Source organism: Pseudomonas kielensis, from assembly GCF_030505375.1.
GTDB classification, from domain to species: Bacteria; Pseudomonadota; Gammaproteobacteria; order Pseudomonadales; family Pseudomonadaceae; genus Aquipseudomonas; species Aquipseudomonas kielensis.
In genome coordinates this window covers 946775-964584 of record NZ_CP130043.1, presented here as the reverse complement: position 1 = coordinate 964584, position 17810 = coordinate 946775, and the positions used below count along the sequence as shown (strand labels likewise).

16 protein-coding genes are annotated in these 17810 nt (G+C 61.4%); 9 read left to right on the top strand and 7 right to left on the bottom strand.

What is annotated here, in order from left to right; genetic code table 11:
• The 4 genes from Q1W70_RS04835 to Q1W70_RS04820 all read right to left on the bottom strand — a co-directional run bounded on the left by Q1W70_RS04835 (position 1) and on the right by Q1W70_RS04820 (position 3086).
• The gene (locus Q1W70_RS04835; RefSeq protein ID WP_166588566.1) at positions 1-417 is read right to left on the bottom strand and encodes a SufE family protein; all 417 of its coding nucleotides are present in this window, start codon (positions 415-417) and stop codon (positions 1-3) included.
• Positions 414-1619, bottom strand: a complete 1206-nt coding sequence (locus tag Q1W70_RS04830; protein WP_302098650.1) for an aminotransferase class V-fold PLP-dependent enzyme — start codon at positions 1617-1619, stop codon at positions 414-416. The genes Q1W70_RS04835 and Q1W70_RS04830 overlap by 4 nt, the downstream gene beginning before the upstream one ends.
• A gap of 90 nt (positions 1620-1709) precedes the next feature.
• On the bottom strand, positions 1710-2744 hold the full coding sequence (gene dapD, locus Q1W70_RS04825) for a 2,3,4,5-tetrahydropyridine-2,6-dicarboxylate N-succinyltransferase (protein ID WP_166588564.1): 1035 nt from the start codon (positions 2742-2744) through the stop codon (positions 1710-1712).
• Between the two features lie 33 nt (positions 2745-2777).
• Positions 2778-3086, bottom strand: a complete 309-nt coding sequence (locus tag Q1W70_RS04820) for an arsenate reductase (RefSeq protein WP_256669746.1) — start codon at positions 3084-3086, stop codon at positions 2778-2780.
• Between the two features lie 289 nt (positions 3087-3375).
• Here Q1W70_RS04820 and Q1W70_RS04815 point away from each other — a divergent pair, with 289 nt between their 5' ends.
• Positions 3376-5007 (top strand): Na+/H+ antiporter, encoded by a 1632-nt coding sequence (locus Q1W70_RS04815; RefSeq protein ID WP_166588562.1) that lies wholly within the window; start codon positions 3376-3378, stop codon positions 5005-5007.
• 7 nt (positions 5008-5014) lie between these two features.
• On the opposite strand, the gene dapC is transcribed toward Q1W70_RS04815, so the two are convergent.
• From dapC to map, 3 genes are all read right to left on the bottom strand, one after another.
• Positions 5015-6214, bottom strand: a complete 1200-nt coding sequence (gene dapC, locus Q1W70_RS04810; RefSeq protein ID WP_166588561.1) for a succinyldiaminopimelate transaminase — start codon at positions 6212-6214, stop codon at positions 5015-5017.
• A gap of 163 nt (positions 6215-6377) precedes the next feature.
• Positions 6378-9080, bottom strand: a complete 2703-nt coding sequence (locus tag Q1W70_RS04805) for a [protein-PII] uridylyltransferase (RefSeq protein ID WP_185818278.1) — start codon at positions 9078-9080, stop codon at positions 6378-6380.
• A 42-nt stretch (positions 9081-9122) separates the two neighbouring features.
• On the bottom strand, positions 9123-9905 hold the full coding sequence (map, locus tag Q1W70_RS04800) for a type I methionyl aminopeptidase (RefSeq protein WP_166588559.1): 783 nt from the start codon (positions 9903-9905) through the stop codon (positions 9123-9125).
• Positions 9906-10276: 371 nt separating this feature from the next.
• On the opposite strand from map, the gene rpsB reads away from it, so the two are divergent.
• The 8 genes from rpsB (at position 10277) to rseP (ending at position 17748) form a co-directional block, all read left to right on the top strand.
• Positions 10277-11014, top strand: coding sequence for a 30S ribosomal protein S2 (gene rpsB / locus Q1W70_RS04795; RefSeq protein WP_003219330.1), 738 nt, complete (start codon positions 10277-10279; stop codon positions 11012-11014).
• 190 nt (positions 11015-11204) lie between these two features.
• Positions 11205-12068, top strand: coding sequence for a translation elongation factor Ts (gene tsf, locus Q1W70_RS04790; RefSeq protein ID WP_157714741.1), 864 nt, complete (start codon positions 11205-11207; stop codon positions 12066-12068).
• Positions 12069-12277: 209 nt separating this feature from the next.
• Positions 12278-13021, top strand: a complete 744-nt coding sequence (gene pyrH / locus Q1W70_RS04785; protein WP_011059526.1) for a UMP kinase — start codon at positions 12278-12280, stop codon at positions 13019-13021.
• Positions 13018-13575 carry a ribosome recycling factor gene (frr, locus tag Q1W70_RS04780; protein ID WP_166588558.1) on the top strand — a complete coding sequence of 186 codons (558 nt, stop codon included), beginning with the start codon at positions 13018-13020 and terminating at the stop codon, positions 13573-13575. Before pyrH ends, frr begins: the two co-directional genes overlap by 4 nt.
• A 17-nt stretch (positions 13576-13592) precedes the next feature.
• A complete protein-coding gene (gene uppS, locus Q1W70_RS04775; RefSeq protein WP_302098649.1) occupies positions 13593-14348 on the top strand; it encodes a polyprenyl diphosphate synthase in 756 nt (251 codons plus the stop codon).
• On the top strand, positions 14348-15154 hold the full coding sequence (locus tag Q1W70_RS04770; RefSeq protein WP_166588556.1) for a phosphatidate cytidylyltransferase: 807 nt from the start codon (positions 14348-14350) through the stop codon (positions 15152-15154). The genes uppS and Q1W70_RS04770 overlap by 1 nt, the downstream gene beginning before the upstream one ends.
• On the top strand, positions 15151-16341 hold the full coding sequence (gene ispC, locus Q1W70_RS04765; RefSeq protein ID WP_182343672.1) for a 1-deoxy-D-xylulose-5-phosphate reductoisomerase: 1191 nt from the start codon (positions 15151-15153) through the stop codon (positions 16339-16341). Before Q1W70_RS04770 ends, ispC begins: the two co-directional genes overlap by 4 nt.
• A gap of 54 nt (positions 16342-16395) precedes the next feature.
• Positions 16396-17748: a sigma E protease regulator RseP gene (gene rseP, locus Q1W70_RS04760; RefSeq protein ID WP_166588554.1), complete on the top strand. Its 1353-nt coding sequence runs from the start codon at positions 16396-16398 to the stop codon at positions 17746-17748.
• The last annotated feature ends 62 nt before the right edge of the window (positions 17749-17810 follow it).

The following is a 17810-nucleotide window of genomic DNA, read 5'->3' as shown; positions in this document are numbered from 1 at the left end:
TTAAAAAGGAAGTGCTATTGCCAACTCATTCATCCGCTGCAACACCGCATTCAAGCCATTGCTGCGTGACGGGGAGAGTTGGCGGCTGAGGCCCAGTTGGTTGAACCAGTCTGGTAAATCTACCTGTTGCAGGTCTTGCGCGGACAAGCCGTTGACCCGCGCCAGCAGCAATGCCACCAGCCCGCGGATCAAGCGCGCATCGCTGCTCGCGGCAAACTGCCAGTGGCCGTCGTGCAACTTGCCCACCAGCCACACCTGGCTTTCACAGCCGTGCACGCGGTGGGTCTCGGATTTGTCGGCTTCACTCAAGGGCGGCAGGCGGTCGCCCCATTGCATCAGCAGGCGGGCCCGTTGTTCCCAGCCGGCGGCGGCCTGGAAGGTGTGCAGGGCGTTGACGGCTTCGGCGGGCAGGTTCATCGCAACAGTTCCAGGGCTTGGTCCAGGGCTTCGAAGAAGCGCTCAAGGTCTTCGGAGTCGTTGTACAGCGCCAGGGACACACGAATGGCCCCGGCCAGCTTGTAGCTCTTGAGCAATGGCATGGCGCAGTGATGACCGGCGCGCACGGCAATCCCTTGCTCGGTGAGCAGGTGGGCCAGGTCGGAATTGTGCACGCCCTCGACGACAAAGCTGGCCAGTGCCAGTTGGGGGGTGCCCAGTAGCCGGATGCCCTTGCGCGCCCGCAGGCCCTTCAACAGGTACTCATGTAGCGCCGCTTCGTGGGCCGACACTGCGTCCTGGTCCAGGCCCGCCAGGTAGTCGAGGGTCGCGCCCAGGCCAATCACGCTGGCAATCGGCGGGGTCCCGGCTTCAAAGCCCAGGGGGGCCGGGCGGAACCGTGCGTCGTGGTAGTCGGCGTCCAGCACCATCTCGCCACCGAACTGCCAGGGTCGCAATTGCTCCAGGGCGGCGTGGCGGCCAAATACCACGCCCAGGCCATCAGGCCCGTAGAGTTTGTGGCTGGAGAAAACATAGAAGTCGCAGCCCAGCGCCTGCACGTCGTGCCGGCCATGGACCACGCCCTGGGCGCCATCGATCAGGGTCAAGGCGTTGTGGGCTTGCGCCAGGGCCAGCAGGGGCGCCAGTGGCTGCCAAGCCCCCAGCACGTTGGACAGTTGGCTGACGGCCAGCAACCGGGTGCGGGGGCCGATCAGTCCGGCGGCGGCCTGCAGGTCGATCACGCCATCGGCATCCAGTGGCAGTATCACCAGCTTCAGCTCGCGACGGTTGGCCAGTTGTTGCCAGGGCAGCAGGTTGGCGTGGTGTTCCAGGGCGCTGATGACAATTTCATCGCCCGCTTGGAAAAGGTGTTCCAGGCCATAGGCCAGGAGGTTCAGCGCAGAGGTCGCGCCGTGGGTGAAGATGATTTGCCCGCTGCTGCCGGCATTGAGCCAATGGGCGACTTTGCTGCGGCTGTCTTCGAACGCTTGCGTGGCATGGGCGCCGGGCAGGTGTTGCGCCCGATGGACGTTGGCCGCGCCATTGGCGTAGTAGTGCGCCAGCGCGTCGAGCAGGGCTTGGGGTTTCTGGGTGGTGGCGGCGTTGTCCAGGTAGGTCTGGTCTTGCCGTTGCAGGGCGGCGATGGCCGGGAAGTCGGCGCGCCAGGGTGAGGAAATCATCATGCTATCGGGCCCTAGTGAACATGGGCGGGCATATGCCAGGCCCCTGTAGGAGCGAGCGGGCTCGTTCCTACAGGTGAACTCGTGTGACGCTTAGTTGTGAGCGTGCAGCGCTTCGTTCAGCTCGATGGCCGACTTGTGGGTCTTGCACTCCACGGCGCCGGTCTGCGAGTTGCGGCGGAACAGCAGGTCGGACTGACCGGCCAGTTCGCGGGCCTTGACCACTTTGACCAGTTGGTTGTTTTCATCCAGCAGGGCCACTTTGGTCCCGGCGGTGACGTACAGGCCCGACTCGACGGTGTTGCGGTCGCCCAATGGGATGCCGATACCGGCGTTGGCGCCGATCAGGCAGCCTTCGCCGACCTTGATCACGATGTTGCCGCCGCCCGACAGGGTGCCCATGGTGGAGCAGCCGCCGCCCAGGTCCGAACCCTTGCCGACGAAGACACCTGCCGACACGCGGCCTTCGATCATGCCCGGGCCTTCGGTGCCGGCGTTGAAGTTGACGAAACCTTCGTGCATCACGGTGGTGCCTTCGCCCACGTAGGCACCCAGGCGGATCCGCGAGGCGTCGGCGATACGCACGCCGGCCGGTACCACGTAGTCGGTCATTTTCGGGAACTTGTCCACCGAGAACACTTCCAGCCACTCGCCACGCAGGCGCGCTTCGAGTTGATGCTCGGCCAGTTCGCTGAGGTCGATGGCGCCCTGGCTGGTCCAGGCGACGTTAGGCAGCAGCGGGAAGATCCCGGCCAGGTTCAGGCCGTGTGGCTTGACCAGGCGGTGGGACAGCAGGTGCAGCTTGAGGTAGGCCTCAGGGGTGGAGCTCAGTTGTGCGTCTTCGGCCAGCAAGGTGGCGACCAGCGGCTTGTGGCTTTCCGCCAGGCGGGTCAGCAGGGCGGCCTGGGTCGCGTCGATGCCTTTCACGGCTTCGGCCAGTTGCGCGGCCTGGGCGGTAGTGAACGCGATGGCCTGGTTGCCTTCGGTGTAACCGAGGATCGGGGCAACGGCGGCGATCAATTCGGCCGACGGGTTGAGCAGGGGTTGGGCGTAAAACACTTCCAGCCATGTGCCTTGACGATTCTGGGTACCAACACCAAAGGCCACGCTGAACAGGGTAGTGGACATGCAATTACCTCTAACAAAATTGAACGGGCTGCCTTACTTGAGTGCGGCCGCGTAGATATCTGGCTTGAAGCCAATCAGGGTTCGGTCACCGAGATCGAGCACCGGGCGCTTGATCATCGAGGGTTGTGCGAACATCAGTTCGATAGCTTTCGCCTGGTCGAGATCGGCTTTGCGTTCGTCGTCGAGTTTGCGAAAGGTCGTGCCTGCACGGTTAAGCACCACTTGCCAGCCGTGCTCGTTGCACCACTGGGTCAGGTGTTCACGGTCGATTCCGGCCGTCTTGTAATCGTGGAAATCAAAGCTGACAGCGTTTTCATCGAGCCAGGTGCGCGCCTTTTTCATGGTGTCGCAGGCTTTGATGCCGAAAAGGTGCAACGTTTTGCTTGAAGCGGTCACGGAATTGCCCCCCTTTGGAGGTGCTGGAACTAAAAGGTGAAGGATTATGCCATGACCGAGGAGGTTCGGCGTCGGCAGCGACGGCCATAAAACGATTGTGCGACAGGTTACCGGGTCAGGTGCGACCTTTGTGTAAAGGTCGAAGGATAGCTTAAGCGTCTAATATGGCACTTCAACGGCAACTTGTTGCCTGATGTGTGCTGTTGTGCGTCGACTGTCCGGGAACTGTTGTTTTATGCAAACCGCTTATACCGTCCTCATCCTGCTGATGCTGGTTAGCGTCTCGCGCCTGGTGGGCCGGGTGATTCCACTGCCGTTGCCGCTGGTGCAGATCGCCGCCGGGGCGCTGCTCGCGTGGCCGACGCTGGGGCTGCATGTGGCGCTCGATCCCGAGCTGTTCCTGTTTCTGTTTCTGCCCCCACTGCTGTTCTCCGATGGCTGGCGCATGCCCAAGCGCGAGCTATGGAAGTTGCGCGGGCCGATCCTGACGCTGGCGGTGGGGCTGGTGTTGTTCACCGTGGTCGGGGCGGGCTACTTCATTCACTGGCTGGTACCGAGCATTCCGTTGCCGGTGGCCTTTGCGCTGGCGGCGGTGTTGTCGCCGACCGATGCCGTGGCGGTCTCGGCAATCTCCCAGAACCGCTTGCCCACGCCCTTGATGCACATGCTGCAGGGTGAGGCCCTGATGAATGACGCCTCGGGCCTGGTGACCTTCAAGTTTGCCCTGGCGGCGGCCATTACCGGAGCGTTTTCCCTGGCCAATGCCAGCCTGACCTTTGTCCTGGTGGCCATTGGCGGGCTGCTGGTCGGCGTGGCCCTGAGCTGGCTGGTCGGGCGGTTGCGCGCCTGGATGATCGCCCGCGGCTGGGACGATCCGGCGACCCACGTGGTGTTCATGTTGCTGCTGCCGTTTGCCGCCTATGTGCTGGCCGAGCGCCTGGGTGTCTCGGGGATTCTGTCGGCGGTGGCGGCGGGGATGATGCAGAGCTGGCTTGACCTGCTGCCGCGTCAGACCAGCACCCGGTTGCTCAATCGCAGTGTCTGGTCGCTGCTGGAATTTGCCTTCAATGGCCTGATTTTCCTGCTGTTGGGTCTGCAGCTGCCGGACATCATCAAGGCTGTGGTCAGTCACGAAAGCTCGTTGTGGCCGACCCTGTTTTACCGTTGCCTGGAAGTGGTGGCGATTTTCCTGGCGCTGGTGATGCTGCGGTTCATCTGGGTGCAGAGCATCTGGCGCTTGTCGGTGCTACTGCGGCGCTGGCGCGGCAAGGGCGAGCTGACCCAGGTGCCGACCGCCCGTTCCTGCTGGCTGTTGACGGTGGGTGGCGTGCGTGGGGCGGTGACGCTGGCGGGTGTGATGTCGGTGCCGATGCTGATGGGCGGCGAGGCGTTTCCAGAACGCGACCTGCTGATCTTCATTGCCGCCGGGGTGATTCTGTTGTCGCTGGTGACGGCCTGCATCGCTTTGCCGCTGCTGTTACGCGGTCTGCCGAAAAGTCCGGACGACAAGCGCCGGCAAGAGGTGCGCGACGCCTGGCGCAAGACCGCCGAGGCGGCGATTCACGCCTTGGAGGCCGAGGAGGCCAATCCGCAGGATGCGGCACAGGCTGCGCTGGCAGTGGAGCTCAAGGCACGGATCATGTCCGAGTACCGGCATCAACTGGAGGTTTTCAACGATTCCGCCGAAGCCCAGGCCCTGGCGTTTCAGATGGACTTGCTGGAGCGGCGCCTGCGCTTGAATGCGCTGCGGGCCCAGCGTCTGGAGCTGTACCGGCTCAGTCGTCATCACCAGATCGGTGATGACGTGCTGCGCGAAGTGCTGGCCGACCTCGACTTGAGCGAGGCCAACCTGGGGCCGATGAAGTAACGCCGGGTTACTGGTGGCGCTGGATAAAGGCGCGAATCCGCTCGGCGGCTTCCACGCATTCGGCCAGGGGCGCAACCAGGGCCAGGCGCACGCGACCGGCACCCGGGTTGAAGCCGTCGACTTCGCGCGACAGGTAAGAGCCCGGCACCACCGTGACGTGCTCTTCGACATACAGGTCGCGGCAGAAGGTCGCGTCGTCGCCGCCGACGTTCGGCCACAGGTAGAAGCTGCCATCCGGGCGCTGGACGTCGAGCACCGGGCTGAGGATCGCCAGCACTGCGTCGAACTTCTCGCGGTACAGGCTGCGGTTGGCGCGCACGTGCTCTTCATCGTTCCAGGCGGCGACGCTGGCCAGTTGGGTTTGGACCGGCATGGCGCAGCCGTGGTAGGTGCGATACAGCAGGAAACCCTTGAGGATCTCGGCATCGCCGGCCACGAAGCCCGAGCGCAGGCCTGGCAGGTTGGAGCGCTTGGACAGGCTGTGGAACACCACGCAGCGTTTGAAGTCCTGGCGGCCCAGTTCCACGCAGGCACTCAACAGGCCGGGGGGCGGGGTTTGTTCGTCGAAGTACAGCTCGCTGTAGCACTCGTCGGCGGCGATCACGAAGTCGTATTCGTCAGCCAGGGCGATCAGCTTTTTCAGGGTGTCCACCGGAATCAACGCACCGGTTGGGTTGCCTGGAGAGCACAGGAACAGGATCTGGCAGCGTTTCCAGATGTCTGGCGACACGGCGTCGAAATCCGGGTTGAAGCCATTTTCGTCCAGGCACGGCAGGTAGTGCGGCTTGGCCCCGGCGAGGAACGCGGCGCCTTCGTAGATCTGGTAGAACGGGTTCGGGCTGACCACCAGCGCGTCGTCGCCACGGTTGACCACGGTCTGGGTGAAGGCGAACAGGGCCTCACGGGTGCCGTTGACCGGCAACACGTTGCGCGCCGGGTCAATCCAGCCGGCGGGGACGTTGAAGCGCCGCTCGCACCAGCCGGCGATGGCTTCGCGCAGGGCCGGGATCCCGAGGGTGGTCGGGTAAACGGCCATCTGCTCCAGGTTGCTGGCCAGGGCTTCGGCGACGAAGCTTGGCGAGCGATGTTTTGGCTCGCCGATGGACAGGGCGATCGGGCGCTTGTCAGGGTTGGGCGTGACAGCACCGAGCAGGGCGCGCAGTTTCTCGAACGGGTAGGGCTGGAGCTGGTTCAGAGCGTTGTTCATCGGTGAGTCTCGATGGCGTCATTAAATGAATGCAATCTGTGTAATGCAGCAGATCCAGCGTGGGAGCGGGCTTGCCCGCGATAGCGGTGGATCAGCCACTGTGGGCCTTGAATGTGCCGGCGCCATCGCGGGCAAGCCCGCTCCCACAGGGGGAAGCTGGGAGTCAAATGCTCAGGCGCGAAAGCTTGATATCCGGTTCCTGGGTGACGCTCAACTGCTCGACGATTGCATCCTGCAGCCGGCGGCACAGCTCCGGGTCCGAGAGCGGCTGGTTGTGGGCGTCGGTAATGAAAAAAACGTCTTCGACCCGTTCGCCGAGGGTGGCAATCTTGGCGTTTTGCAGTGACAGGTCGAACTCCAGGAATATCCCCCCGATCCGGGCGAGCAGGCCCGGACGGTCCGGGGCGCTGAGCTCGAGCACCGTCACCGGGCGATGGGCGTCGTTATGGATCGTCACCTGGGGCGCGAAGGCGAAATGCTTGAGCTGGCGCGGCACGCGGCGCTGGATGATGGTTGGGTAGTCGTCCGGGTTGCGCAGTGCGTCGGTCAGGCCGTCGCGGATCTGTTTGACCCGGGCCGGGTTGTCGCCGATCGAGTCACCGTCGGTGTCGAGCACGATGTAGGTGTCGAGGGTGAACTGGCTGGTGGAGGTGATGACCCGGGCGTCGTGAATGTTCAGGTTGAGCTGGTCCATCGCGGCCACGGTCACGGCAAAGAAGTCGTGTTGGTCCGGTGCGTAGATGAAGATCTGGGTGCCACCTTCGAACTCGCGCTGGGTGGTCTCCTTGATCAGGACCAGCGGGCCGCCATCGGCCGGTTGCTGGAGGATCGCGTCACTGTGCCAGGCCACGTCGCCGGCGGTGTGGCGCAGGAAGTAGTCGTCACCCAGTTGCGACCAGAGTTGCTCGACGTCGTCCGGATCGGTGCCGCCGCGTACCAGGATGTCCAGGGCCGCGCTTTGGGTCTGGCGAATCTGCTCCTCGCGGTCGACTGGGTTTTCCAGGCCGCGGCGCAGGGCACGCTTGGTCTCGGTGTAGAGCTGGCGCAACAGGCTGGCGCGCCAGGAGTTCCACAGGGTCGGGTTGGTGGCGTTGATGTCCGCGACGGTCAGTACGTACAGGTAGTCGAGGCGGGTCTCGTCGCTGACCGTCTGGGCGAAGTCGTGGATCACCTGGGGGTCGGACAGGTCCTTGCGCTGGGCGGTGGTCGACATCACCAGGTGGTTTTGCACCAGCCAGACGATCAGGCGGCTGTCCCAGGCGGGGAGCTGATGGCGCTGGCAGAAGGCTTCCGCGTCCACCGCGCCGATGTCGGAATGGTCGCCATGCCGGCCCTTGCCGATGTCGTGGTACAGCCCGGCCAGGTAGATCAGTTCCGGCTTGGGCAGCTTGGCCATGAGCTTGCTGGCCAGCGGGAATTTTTCCGACACCTTTGTGTATTGCAGCTTACGCAGGTGCTTGATCAGGTTCAGGGTGTGGGCATCGACCGTGTAGATGTGGAACAGGTCGTGCTGCATCTGCCCGACAATAAAACCGAACTCCGGCAGGTAGCGACCGAGGATGCCGTAGCGGTTCATCCGCCGCAGGTTGCGGTGGATGCCGATCTTGCACTTGAACAGTTCGATGAACAGGCTGGTGTTGCGGATGTCGTGGCGGAAGTCGTCGTCGATCAGGTGCCGGTGTTCGCGCAGCAGGCGAATGGTGTCGGCGCGCACGCCCTTGATTTCCGGCTGCTGGGCCATCAGCACGAAGATTTCCAGCATGGCAAACGGCGTGCGCTTGAACACGTTGGGGTTGATGGCCTCGATGTAGCCGTCATGCAGTTGGAAACGCGAGTTGATCGGCTGCGGCGGCGCTTCGTCGGCCGGGGCGAGGATGATTTCCTCGAAGTGCTGGATGATCAGGTCGCTGAGCTGGGCAATGCTCATCACCACCCGATAGTACTGCTGCATGAAGTTTTCGATGGCGTGCTTGGCGTCTTCGCCTTCAAAACCCAGCAGGCCGGCGATCGAGCGCTGGTGGTCGAACAGCAGGCGGTCTTCCGAGCGTCCGGCGAGCATGTGCAGGGCATAACGGACTTTCCACAGGAATTCCTGGGAGGAGGCCAGCAGGGCGTTCTCGCTTTCCACCAGGAAACCTTCGCCGGCCAGGGCGCGCAGGTTCAGGGTGCCATATTGGCGGCGAGCCACCCACAAGATCGTCTGGATATCCCGCAGGCCGCCGGGCGAGCCTTTGACGTTGGGTTCCAGGTTGTATTCGGTGTCGTTGTATTTGTGGTGGCGGGCCTTCTGCTCGGCGCGCTTGGCCAGGAAGAACTCCTTGGCCGGCCACATGTGTGCGGTACTGGTGACCTCTAGCATGCGCTGGCGCAAGCGCTCGGGGCCGGCAATGGTGCGGCTTTCCATGAGGTTGGTGACAACCGTCAGGTCGGCGCGGGCCTCCTCGGCGCATTCGTCCACCGAGCGCACGCTCTGGCCCACTTCCAGGCCGATGTCCCACAGCAGGGTCAGGAAGCGCTCGATGGAGTCGCGGAAAACTTCGTGATCGGCGCTGTCCAGCAGGATCAGCAGGTCGATATCGGAATAGGGGTGCAACTCGCCTCGGCCGTAGCCGCCGACCGCGACCAGCGCGATGTCGGCGTCTTCGCTCCAGTTGAACTGGTCCCAGGCCTTTTGCAGGATGTTGTCGACGAACCAGGCGCGATCCTCGATCAGCCGGCGAATGTCCCGGCCACTGCGAAAGCGCGTGTCCAGCACCTCGCGGGCCTGGCGGATGGCCTTCTTGAAAGCCGCAATCGGGCTTGCCTTCAGGGCCAGTTCAGCCTGGAACTGGCCGCGGTCGAAGAGTTCGGGATCCACCTGCGGCATCGATTGGCTTTCCTTTCTATCTATAAGGCTGGGAGCGGCAGGTCAGGCGGAAACGCGAGGGATGGTGTCATCGCTGCGCAAGGTGAAGATTTCGTAGCCGGTTTCGGTCACCAGCAGGGTGTGTTCCCACTGGGCCGAGAGCTTGCGGTCCTTGGTGATGGCGGTCCAGCCATCGCCCAGGACCTTGGTGTCGGCCTTGCCCTGGTTGATCATCGGCTCGATGGTGAAGGTCATGCCGGCTTGCAGTTCCATGCCGGTACCGGCACGGCCGTAGTGCAGGATCTGTGGCTCTTCGTGGAACACCTTGCCGATGCCGTGGCCGCAGAACTCGCGCACGACCGAAAAGCCGTTCTTTTCAGCGTGCTTCTGGATCACTTCGCCGATATCGCCCAGGCGGCAGCCGGGTTTGACGATCTCGATGGCTTTGTACATGCACTCCTGGGTGACCTGGGACAGGCGCTCGGCCCAGACCGGCACGCTGCCGACGTGGAACATGCGGCTGGTGTCGCCGTGGTAGCCGTCCTTGATCACCGTGACGTCGATGTTCAGGGTGTCGCCGTCCTTCAGGGCCTTCTCGTTCGGAATACCGTGGCAGACCACGTGGTTGATCGAGGTGCAGATCGACTTCGGGAAGCCTTTGTAGTTGAGCGGGGCAGGGATGGCCTGCTGCACGTTGACGATGTAGTCGTGGCAGATGCGGTCGAGCTCTTCGGTGGTGATCCCGGGCTTGACGTGTTCGGCAATCATTTCCAGCACGTCGGCGGCGAGCTTGCCGGCGATACGCATTTTGGCGATGTCCTCTGGGGTTTTGAGGGTGACGGTCATACAGGCTCTCTCTACGCTCAGTGGCGCTTGCTATGCGGAATGGGCTCTGCGTGATGCGGCGCGCAGGCCTGAAAAAGGCGATTCTAACAGACGATCGCGGCAAATCCGTGGCGGCATGCATCGCTTCTCTCTATAGAATGGCGCATTCTTGAGCGATTCCAAGGGCTGGAACACCCGCGCTGACCCGGTTTTGAGAAACCGGGTTCCGTTTTCAGCCTTGCTGTGGTATAAAATGCGCCGCTTTCCGGGGATGCCCCGAAAGGCTTAAATCCACACACGTGTCGACACGATGACCTGGGTGCCTTCAGCTGAAGCTGCTGGTTGGTCATTGGGATACGTGGAGGCCAAACCCGACTTATTAAGGAACTATCATGTCCCAAGTCAACATGCGCGATATGCTGAAGGCCGGTGTGCACTTCGGTCACCAGACCCGTTACTGGAACCCGAAAATGGGTAAATACATTTTCGGCGCGCGTAACAAGATCCACATCATCAACCTTGAAAAAACCCTGCCAATGTTCAACGAAGCTCTGACTTTCGTAGAGCGTCTGGCCCAGGGCAAAAACAAGATTCTGTTCGTCGGCACCAAGCGTTCCGCTGGCAAGATCGTTGCTGAAGAAGCAGCACGTTGCGGTTCGCCGTACGTCGATCACCGCTGGTTGGGCGGCATGCTGACCAACTTCAAAACCATCCGTGCTTCCATCAAGCGTCTGCGTGACCTTGAAGTGCAAGCCGAAGACGGTACTTTCGCCAAGCTGACCAAGAAAGAAGCGCTGATGCGCACTCGTGACCTGGAAAAGCTCGATCGTTCCCTGGGTGGTATCAAGGACATGGGCGGTCTGCCTGACGCACTGTTCGTTATCGACGTTGATCACGAGCGCATCGCGATCACCGAAGCCAACAAGCTGGGCATCCCGGTTATCGGCGTAGTCGATACCAACAGCAGCCCGGAAGGCGTTGACTACATCATCCCAGGCAACGATGACGCAATCCGCGCTATCCAGCTGTACATGGGTTCGATGGCTGACGCTGTGATCCGCGGTCGCAACCACGTTGCCGGCGGCACCGAGCAGTTCGTAGAAGAAGCTCCGGTAGCAGCAGCTGAGTAATTGACGCCTTGGCGTTGACTCAGTAAGCAAAAAGGGGGCTTGGCCCCCTTTTTGCCACCTCGAAAACCATTTGTCGGCGCCCACTGCCTTTTTGTAACGTGCGGCAGCTAACAAAGGGTGGATCGAGAAGAATTGATCGCCCGTTCGATCGGGTGGAATGGTTGAAAACCTATCCAAGAGGAATTTGAAAATGGCAGAGATTACTGCAGCGTTGGTCAAAGAACTGCGCGAGCGTACTGGCGAAGGCATGATGGACTGCAAAAAGGCCTTGACCAAGGCTGGCGGCGACATCGAAAAAGCCATTGATGACATGCGTGCTTCGGGCGCCATCAAGGCTGCCAAAAAAGCAGGCAACGTTGCTGCTGAAGGCGCTATCGCTCTGAAGGAAGACGGTAAATCCGCAGTCCTGCTGGAAGTGAACTCGCAGACTGACTTCCTGGCTCTGCAGGACGACTTCAAGGCATTTGTTGCTGCCAGCGTTGAAAAAGCGTTCGCCGACAAGCTGACTGACGTCGCTCCGCTGATCGAAGCTCAAGAAGCTGCTCGCCTGGTACTGGTCGGCAAGGTTGGCGAAAACGTCAACATCCGTCGCCTGGCTCGCGTTGAAGGTGATGTGGTTGGTGGCTACCTGCACGGCAACAAGATCGGTGTAGCTGTTGTTCTGAAAGGCGGCGACGTTGAGCTGGCCAAGGACATCGCTATGCACGTAGCGGCCAGCAACCCTGAGTTCCTGCTGCCATCGGAAGTTTCCGCTGAAGCGATCGAGCGCGAAAAAGCCGTGTTCCTGCAGCTGAACGAAGAAAAAATCAAAGGCAAGCCAGAAAACATTGTTGAGAACATGGTCAAAGGCCGTATCAGCAAGTTCCTGGCTGAAGCAAGCCTGGTTGAGCAGGCGTTCGTCAAGAACCCTGAAATCAAGGTTGGCGAACTGGCCAAGAAAGCCGGTGCTGAAATCGTTTCCTTCACTTACTTCAAAGTAGGCGAAGGCATCGAGAAGCCGGTCGACAACTTCGCTGAAGAAGTTGCTGCCCAGCTGGCTGCTGCCAAGCAATAAGACAGTTTTCAACTGTCGCCCGAAAGAGGCTGCCCGCTCACGCGCGCAGCCTCTTTTCAAATGGGAGGTCGATTTTATTTGGCTTCCCTTCGGAACTGGCTTACAAAGCCGTGTTCTGATGGCGCTGTGATAGCGTCAAGCTAGAGTAAACGCAGGCTGCAAACAGCCAGCACAGAATTTTTTAAAATACGCCGCAGGAGAGATTCGCAATGGCTCAGCAGGGCAGTGGTTATCAGGCTCGCTATAAACGCATTCTACTCAAGCTTAGCGGCGAGGCCTTGATGGGCTCCGAAGAGTTCGGGATCGACCCCAAGGTCCTGGATCGCATGGCGCTGGAAGTCGGCCAACTGGTCGGTATCGGTGTCCAGGTCGGTCTGGTGATTGGTGGTGGCAACCTGTTCCGCGGCGCGGCACTGAGTGCTGCTGGCATGGATCGGGTCACGGGCGACCACATGGGCATGCTGGCCACTGTGATGAACGCCCTGGCCATGCGCGATGCGCTGGAACGTGCCAATATCTCGGCCATCGTGATGTCGGCCATTTCCATGGTTGGCGTGACCGATCACTACGATCGCCGCAAAGCCATGCGTCACCTCAACTCCAAGGAAGTGGTGATCTTCGCGGCCGGTACCGGTAACCCGTTCTTCACCACCGATTCGGCCGCCTGCCTGCGCGCGATCGAAATCGATGCCGACGTCGTGCTCAAGGCGACCAAGGTTGACGGTGTGTACACCGCAGATCCATTCAAAGACCCGCATGCCGAGAAGTTCGATCATCTGACCTACGATGAAGTGCTGGATCGCAAGCTGGGTGTCATGGACCTGACGGCTATCTGCCTGTGCCGCGACCACAAGATGCCGCTGCGCGTATTTAACATGAACAAGCCCGGCGCCCTGCTGAACATCGTACATGGCGGCGCTGAAGGGACTCTGATCGAGGAAGGCGAACAATGATCAACGACATCAAGAAAGACGCCCAGGCGCGTATGCAAAAATCCCTGGAGTCTCTGAACCTGGCGTTTGGCCAGATTCGTACTGGCAAGGCCCACCCAAGCATCCTGGGCAGCGTGATGGTGCCTTACTACGGTTCCGACACTCCGCTGAGCGGCGTGGCCAACGTTACCGTGAAAGACTCGCGCACCCTGCAGGTCGTGGCGTTCGAGCGCAACATGCTCGCTGCCGTCGACAAGGCTATCCAGAGCGCCGGCCTGAACCTCAACCCGACCAACCTGGGTGAGATGCTGCTGATCTCGATGCCGGCCCTGACTGAAGAAACCCGCAAGGGCTTCACCAAGCAGGCGCGCAGCGCAGCCGAAGATGCCCGTGTTGCCGTGCGCAATATTCGTCGTGATGCCTTGGGTGAGCTGAAGAAGCTGGTCAAGGACAAGGAAATCAGCGAAGACGAAGAGCGTCGTGCAATCGCCGATATCGATAAGTTGACCAAGGAGTCTGAGGCCCTGATCACCAAGGCCACGGAAGATAAAGAAAAGGACCTGATGGCCGTATAAGGGGTCAGGACGCCTTCATGGAAAAGACCAAGCAGCCTGCGCTGTCCATGGTGCCGCGACATGTCGCGATCATCATGGACGGCAATAATCGCTGGGCAAAAAAACGTTTCTTGCCCGGCGTAGCCGGGCACAAGGCAGGCGTCGATGCTGTGCGCGCCGTGATTGAGGTGTGCGCGGAATCGGGGGTGGAAGTCCTGACCCTGTTCGCGTTTTCCAGTGAGAACTGGCAGCGCCCGGCCGATGAAGTCAGTGCCTTGATGGACCTGTTCTTCAAGGCGTTGCGTCGCGAGGCCAAGCGCCTCAACGACAACAACATCACCTTGCGCATCATTGGCGACCGCTCGCGCTTTCATCCCGAACTTCAGGCAGCCATGCGTGAAGCCGAGGCGATGACGGCCGGAGCCAATCGTTTTGTCCTGCAAATCGCTGCCAACTACGGTGGTCAGTGGGACATCGCCCAGGCTGCGCAGCGTCTGGCGCGAGAAGTTCAGGCCGGCCACCTGCGGCCGGACGACATCACGCCAGATTTGCTGCAGACCTGCCTGTCCACCGGCGACCTGCCGTTGCCGGACCTGTGCATTCGCACCGGTGGCGAGCATCGCATCAGCAACTTCCTGTTGTGGCAGATGGCCTATTCCGAGTTGTACTTCTCCGACCTGTTCTGGCCGGACTTCAAACACGAAGCCATGCGCACTGCACTGGCCGATTTCGCTTCTCGCCAACGTCGCTTCGGTAAAACGAGCGAACAGGTCGAAGCTGGAGCCCGGGTTTAATGCTTAAACAACGAATCATCACGGCACTGATCCTGCTGCCAATCGCCCTGTGCGGGTTTTTCCTGCTCGAAGGTTCCGCTTTTGCGCTGTTCATCGGCCTGGTGGTGACCCTGGGGGCCTGGGAGTGGGCGCGCCTGGCTGGCTTCGAGGCGCAGTCGATGCGTGTCGCCTATGGGGCTGTGGTGGCCGCGATGCTGCTGGTCCTGCATCTGGTGCCCGGGCTTGCGCCTTGGGTGTTGGGTGCAGCCGTGCTGTGGTGGGGCGTAGCGACTTTCCTGGTGCTGACCTATCCCAAGACCAGCGAGCACTGGGCGAGTGCTGCCTGCAAGCTGGTGATCGGCCTGCTGATTCTGTTGCCGGCCTGGCAAGGCCTGGTGCTGATCAAGCAATACCCGCTGGGTAACTGGCTGATCATGGCGGTCATGGTGCTGGTCTGGGGGGCGGACATCGGCGCCTACTTCTCCGGCCGGGCCTTCGGCAAGCGCAAGCTGGCGCCGCTGGTCAGTCCTGGCAAGAGCTGGGAAGGGGTGTATGGCGGCCTGCTCTTGAGCCTGGTGATTACCCTGGTCGTTGGCCTGGTGCGTGACTGGAGTGTGGGTCAGTTGCTCATGGGGCTGATCGGCGCGGCGATCATCGTGTTCATCTCGGTGGTCGGCGACCTGACCGAAAGTATGTTCAAGCGTCAGTCCGGGATCAAGGACAGCAGTAACCTGTTGCCGGGTCATGGCGGTGTGCTGGATCGAATCGACAGCCTGACCGCAGCAATCCCCTTGTTCGCTGTGTTGTTGTGGATGGCCGCACCGTGAGCCGGCCACAACAGATCACGGTCCTGGGTGCGACCGGCTCCATAGGCCTGAGTACCCTGGACGTCATCGCTCGCCACCCTGAGCGTTTCCAAGTCTTTGCCTTGAGCGGCTTCTCGCGCCTTAGCGAGTTGCTGGCCTTGTGCATCCGTCACGTGCCGCGCTTTGCCGTGGTCCCGCAGCCAGAGGCGGCTCGCCGTCTGCAGGATGATCTGCGGGCTGCTGGCCTGGCGACCCGTGTGCTGGTGGGGGAGGAGGGGCTGTGCCAGGTGGCTGCCGATCCCGAAGTGGATGCGGTGATGGCGGCGATAGTCGGTGCGGCAGGACTGCGCCCGACCCTGGCGGCAGTGGAGGCTGGCAAGAAGATTCTGCTGGCCAACAAAGAGGCGCTGGTGATGTCCGGCGCCTTGTTCATGCAGGCGGTGCACAAGAGCGGTTCGGTATTGTTGCCGATCGACAGTGAGCACAACGCGATCTTCCAGTGCATGCCGACGGACTTCTCCCGCGGACTGGGCAATGTCGGGGTGCGGCGGATTCTGCTGACCGCGTCTGGCGGCCCGTTCCGCCAGACCGCCCTGGCCGAGCTGGCACATGTCACGCCGGATCAGGCCTGTGCCCATCCCAACTGGTCCATGGGGCGCAAGATTTCGGTCGACTCGGCGAGCATGATGAACAAGGGCCTGGAGCTGATCGAGGCCTGCTGGCTGTTCGATGCCAAGCCGTCCCAGGTCGAGGTGGTGATCCATCCGCAGAGCGTGATTCACTCGTTGGTCGACTACGTGGACGGTTCGGTGCTGGCCCAGTTGGGCAACCCTGATATGCGCACGCCCATCGCCAATGCGCTGGCCTGGCCTGAGCGGATCGACTCCGGCGTGGCGCCGCTGGATCTGTTTGCCATTGCGCGCCTGGACTTCCAGGCGCCCGATGAAGAGCGTTTCCCGTGCCTGCGTCTGGCACGCCAGGCGGCCGAGGCGGGTAACAGCGCGCCGGCCATGTTGAATGCGGCCAATGAGGTGGCGGTTGCCGCCTTTCTGGATGGGCGTGTCCGCTACCTGGAGATCGCGAGTATCATCGAGGAAGTATTGAACCTTGAACCGGTAGTGGCTGTGGCGGATCTCGAGGCAGTGTTTACGGCGGACGCGAAAGCGCGTGTACTGGCGCAGCATTGGTTGAGCCGTCACGGGCGATAGGTGTTGCGGCAGGTTTGCCCGCACCAGCGCTGAATAGGATTGCGGAGAAAGTAGATGAGCGCGCTCTATATGATTGTCGGCACCCTGGTAGCCCTGGGCGTGCTGGTCACCTTCCATGAATTCGGCCATTTCTGGGTCGCGCGTCGCTGTGGCGTCAAGGTTCTGCGTTTTTCCGTAGGCTTCGGCATGCCGTTGCTGCGCTGGCATGATCGCCAGGGTACCGAGTTCGTGATTGCCGCCATCCCGCTGGGTGGCTACGTGAAAATGCTCGATGAGCGTGAAGGCGAAGTGCCGGCCGAGCAATTGGAGCAATCCTTCAATCGCAAGTCGGTTCGCCAGCGTATCGCTATCGTTGCTGCTGGCCCTATCGCCAACTTCCTGCTGGCCCTGGTGTTCTTCTGGGTCCTGGCCATGCTCGGTACCGAGCAGATTCGCCCGGTGATTGGTGGGGTTGAAGTCGGCAGTATCGCCGCCAAGGCCGGCTTGAGCCCGGGTCAGGAAATCGTCGCCGTCGATGGCGAGGCCACTTCCGGTTGGGCCGCCGTCAATCTGCAACTGGTGCGCCGCCTGGGTGAGAGTGGCGCAGTGCAGTTGTTGGTGCGCGAAGAGGGCTCCACTGCCGATACCCCCCGTGAACTGATTCTGGACCAGTGGCTCAAGGGCGCCGATGAGCCTGATCCGATTCGCTCCCTCGGCATTCGTCCGTGGCGTCCGGCCTTGCCGCCGGTCCTGGCTGAACTTGATCCCAAGGGGCCGGCCCAGGCGGCTGGTTTGAAAACCGGCGACCGACTGTTGCAGCTCGATGGCCAGGCGCTGACGGATTGGCAGCAAGTGGTCGATTGGGTGCGTTTACGTCCTGAAACCAAAATTGTGCTGCAGGTCGAGCGCGACGGTGCTCGAATCGACGTCCCTGTGACTTTGGGAGCCCGGGGTGACGCTAAGGCCGCCATGGGTTACCTGGGGGCAGGGGTGAAAGCTGTCGATTGGCCACCAACGATGATTCGTGAGGTCAGCTTCGGTCCTGTAGCGGCCATTGGCGAAGGGGCGCGACGCACCTGGACCATGAGTGTGCTGACCCTCGATTCGCTGAAGAAAATGTTGTTCGGCGAGCTCTCGGTAAAAAACTTGAGTGGACCGATAACCATTGCTAAAGTGGCGGGCGCTTCTGCCCAGTCGGGCGTCGCTGATTTCCTGAATTTCCTTGCTTATCTGAGTATTAGCCTGGGGGTTCTGAATTTGTTGCCCATTCCTGTACTGGATGGGGGGCATTTGTTGTTTTATCTGATTGAGTGGGCGCGTGGTCGTCCCTTGTCGGATCGGGTGCAAGGTTGGGGGATACAGATCGGTATCAGTTTGGTGGTCGGGGTGATGTTGCTTGCCTTGGTCAACGATCTGGGTCGACTGTAACGCTTCGCTGAATTGCGAATCTGCCGCATTTTGCGGCAGTTTTTATTGCCAGTTGGAATAAG

Coding starts and splice junctions, on each gene's coding strand:
- frr (WP_166588558.1), top strand. CDS start 13,018: ATGATCAACGACATCAAGAAAGACGCCCAGGCGCGTATGCAAAAATCC.
- Q1W70_RS04815 (WP_166588562.1), top strand. CDS start 3,376: ATGCAAACCGCTTATACCGTCCTCATCCTGCTGATGCTGGTTAGCGTC.
- pyrH (WP_011059526.1), top strand. CDS start 12,278: ATGGCTCAGCAGGGCAGTGGTTATCAGGCTCGCTATAAACGCATTCTA.
- uppS (WP_302098649.1), top strand. CDS start 13,593: ATGGAAAAGACCAAGCAGCCTGCGCTGTCCATGGTGCCGCGACATGTC.
- tsf (WP_157714741.1), top strand. CDS start 11,205: ATGGCAGAGATTACTGCAGCGTTGGTCAAAGAACTGCGCGAGCGTACT.
- dapD (WP_166588564.1), bottom strand. CDS start 2,744: ATGTCCACTACCCTGTTCAGCGTGGCCTTTGGTGTTGGTACCCAGAAT.
- Q1W70_RS04835 (WP_166588566.1), bottom strand. CDS start 417: ATGAACCTGCCCGCCGAAGCCGTCAACGCCCTGCACACCTTCCAGGCC.
- dapC (WP_166588561.1), bottom strand. CDS start 6,214: ATGAACAACGCTCTGAACCAGCTCCAGCCCTACCCGTTCGAGAAACTG.
- Q1W70_RS04820 (WP_256669746.1), bottom strand. CDS start 3,086: ATGAAAAAGGCGCGCACCTGGCTCGATGAAAACGCTGTCAGCTTTGAT.
- Q1W70_RS04770 (WP_166588556.1), top strand. CDS start 14,348: ATGCTTAAACAACGAATCATCACGGCACTGATCCTGCTGCCAATCGCC.
- rpsB (WP_003219330.1), top strand. CDS start 10,277: ATGTCCCAAGTCAACATGCGCGATATGCTGAAGGCCGGTGTGCACTTC.
- map (WP_166588559.1), bottom strand. CDS start 9,905: ATGACCGTCACCCTCAAAACCCCAGAGGACATCGCCAAAATGCGTATC.
- Q1W70_RS04805 (WP_185818278.1), bottom strand. CDS start 9,080: ATGCCGCAGGTGGATCCCGAACTCTTCGACCGCGGCCAGTTCCAGGCT.
- Q1W70_RS04830 (WP_302098650.1), bottom strand. CDS start 1,619: ATGATGATTTCCTCACCCTGGCGCGCCGACTTCCCGGCCATCGCCGCC.
- rseP (WP_166588554.1), top strand. CDS start 16,396: ATGAGCGCGCTCTATATGATTGTCGGCACCCTGGTAGCCCTGGGCGTG.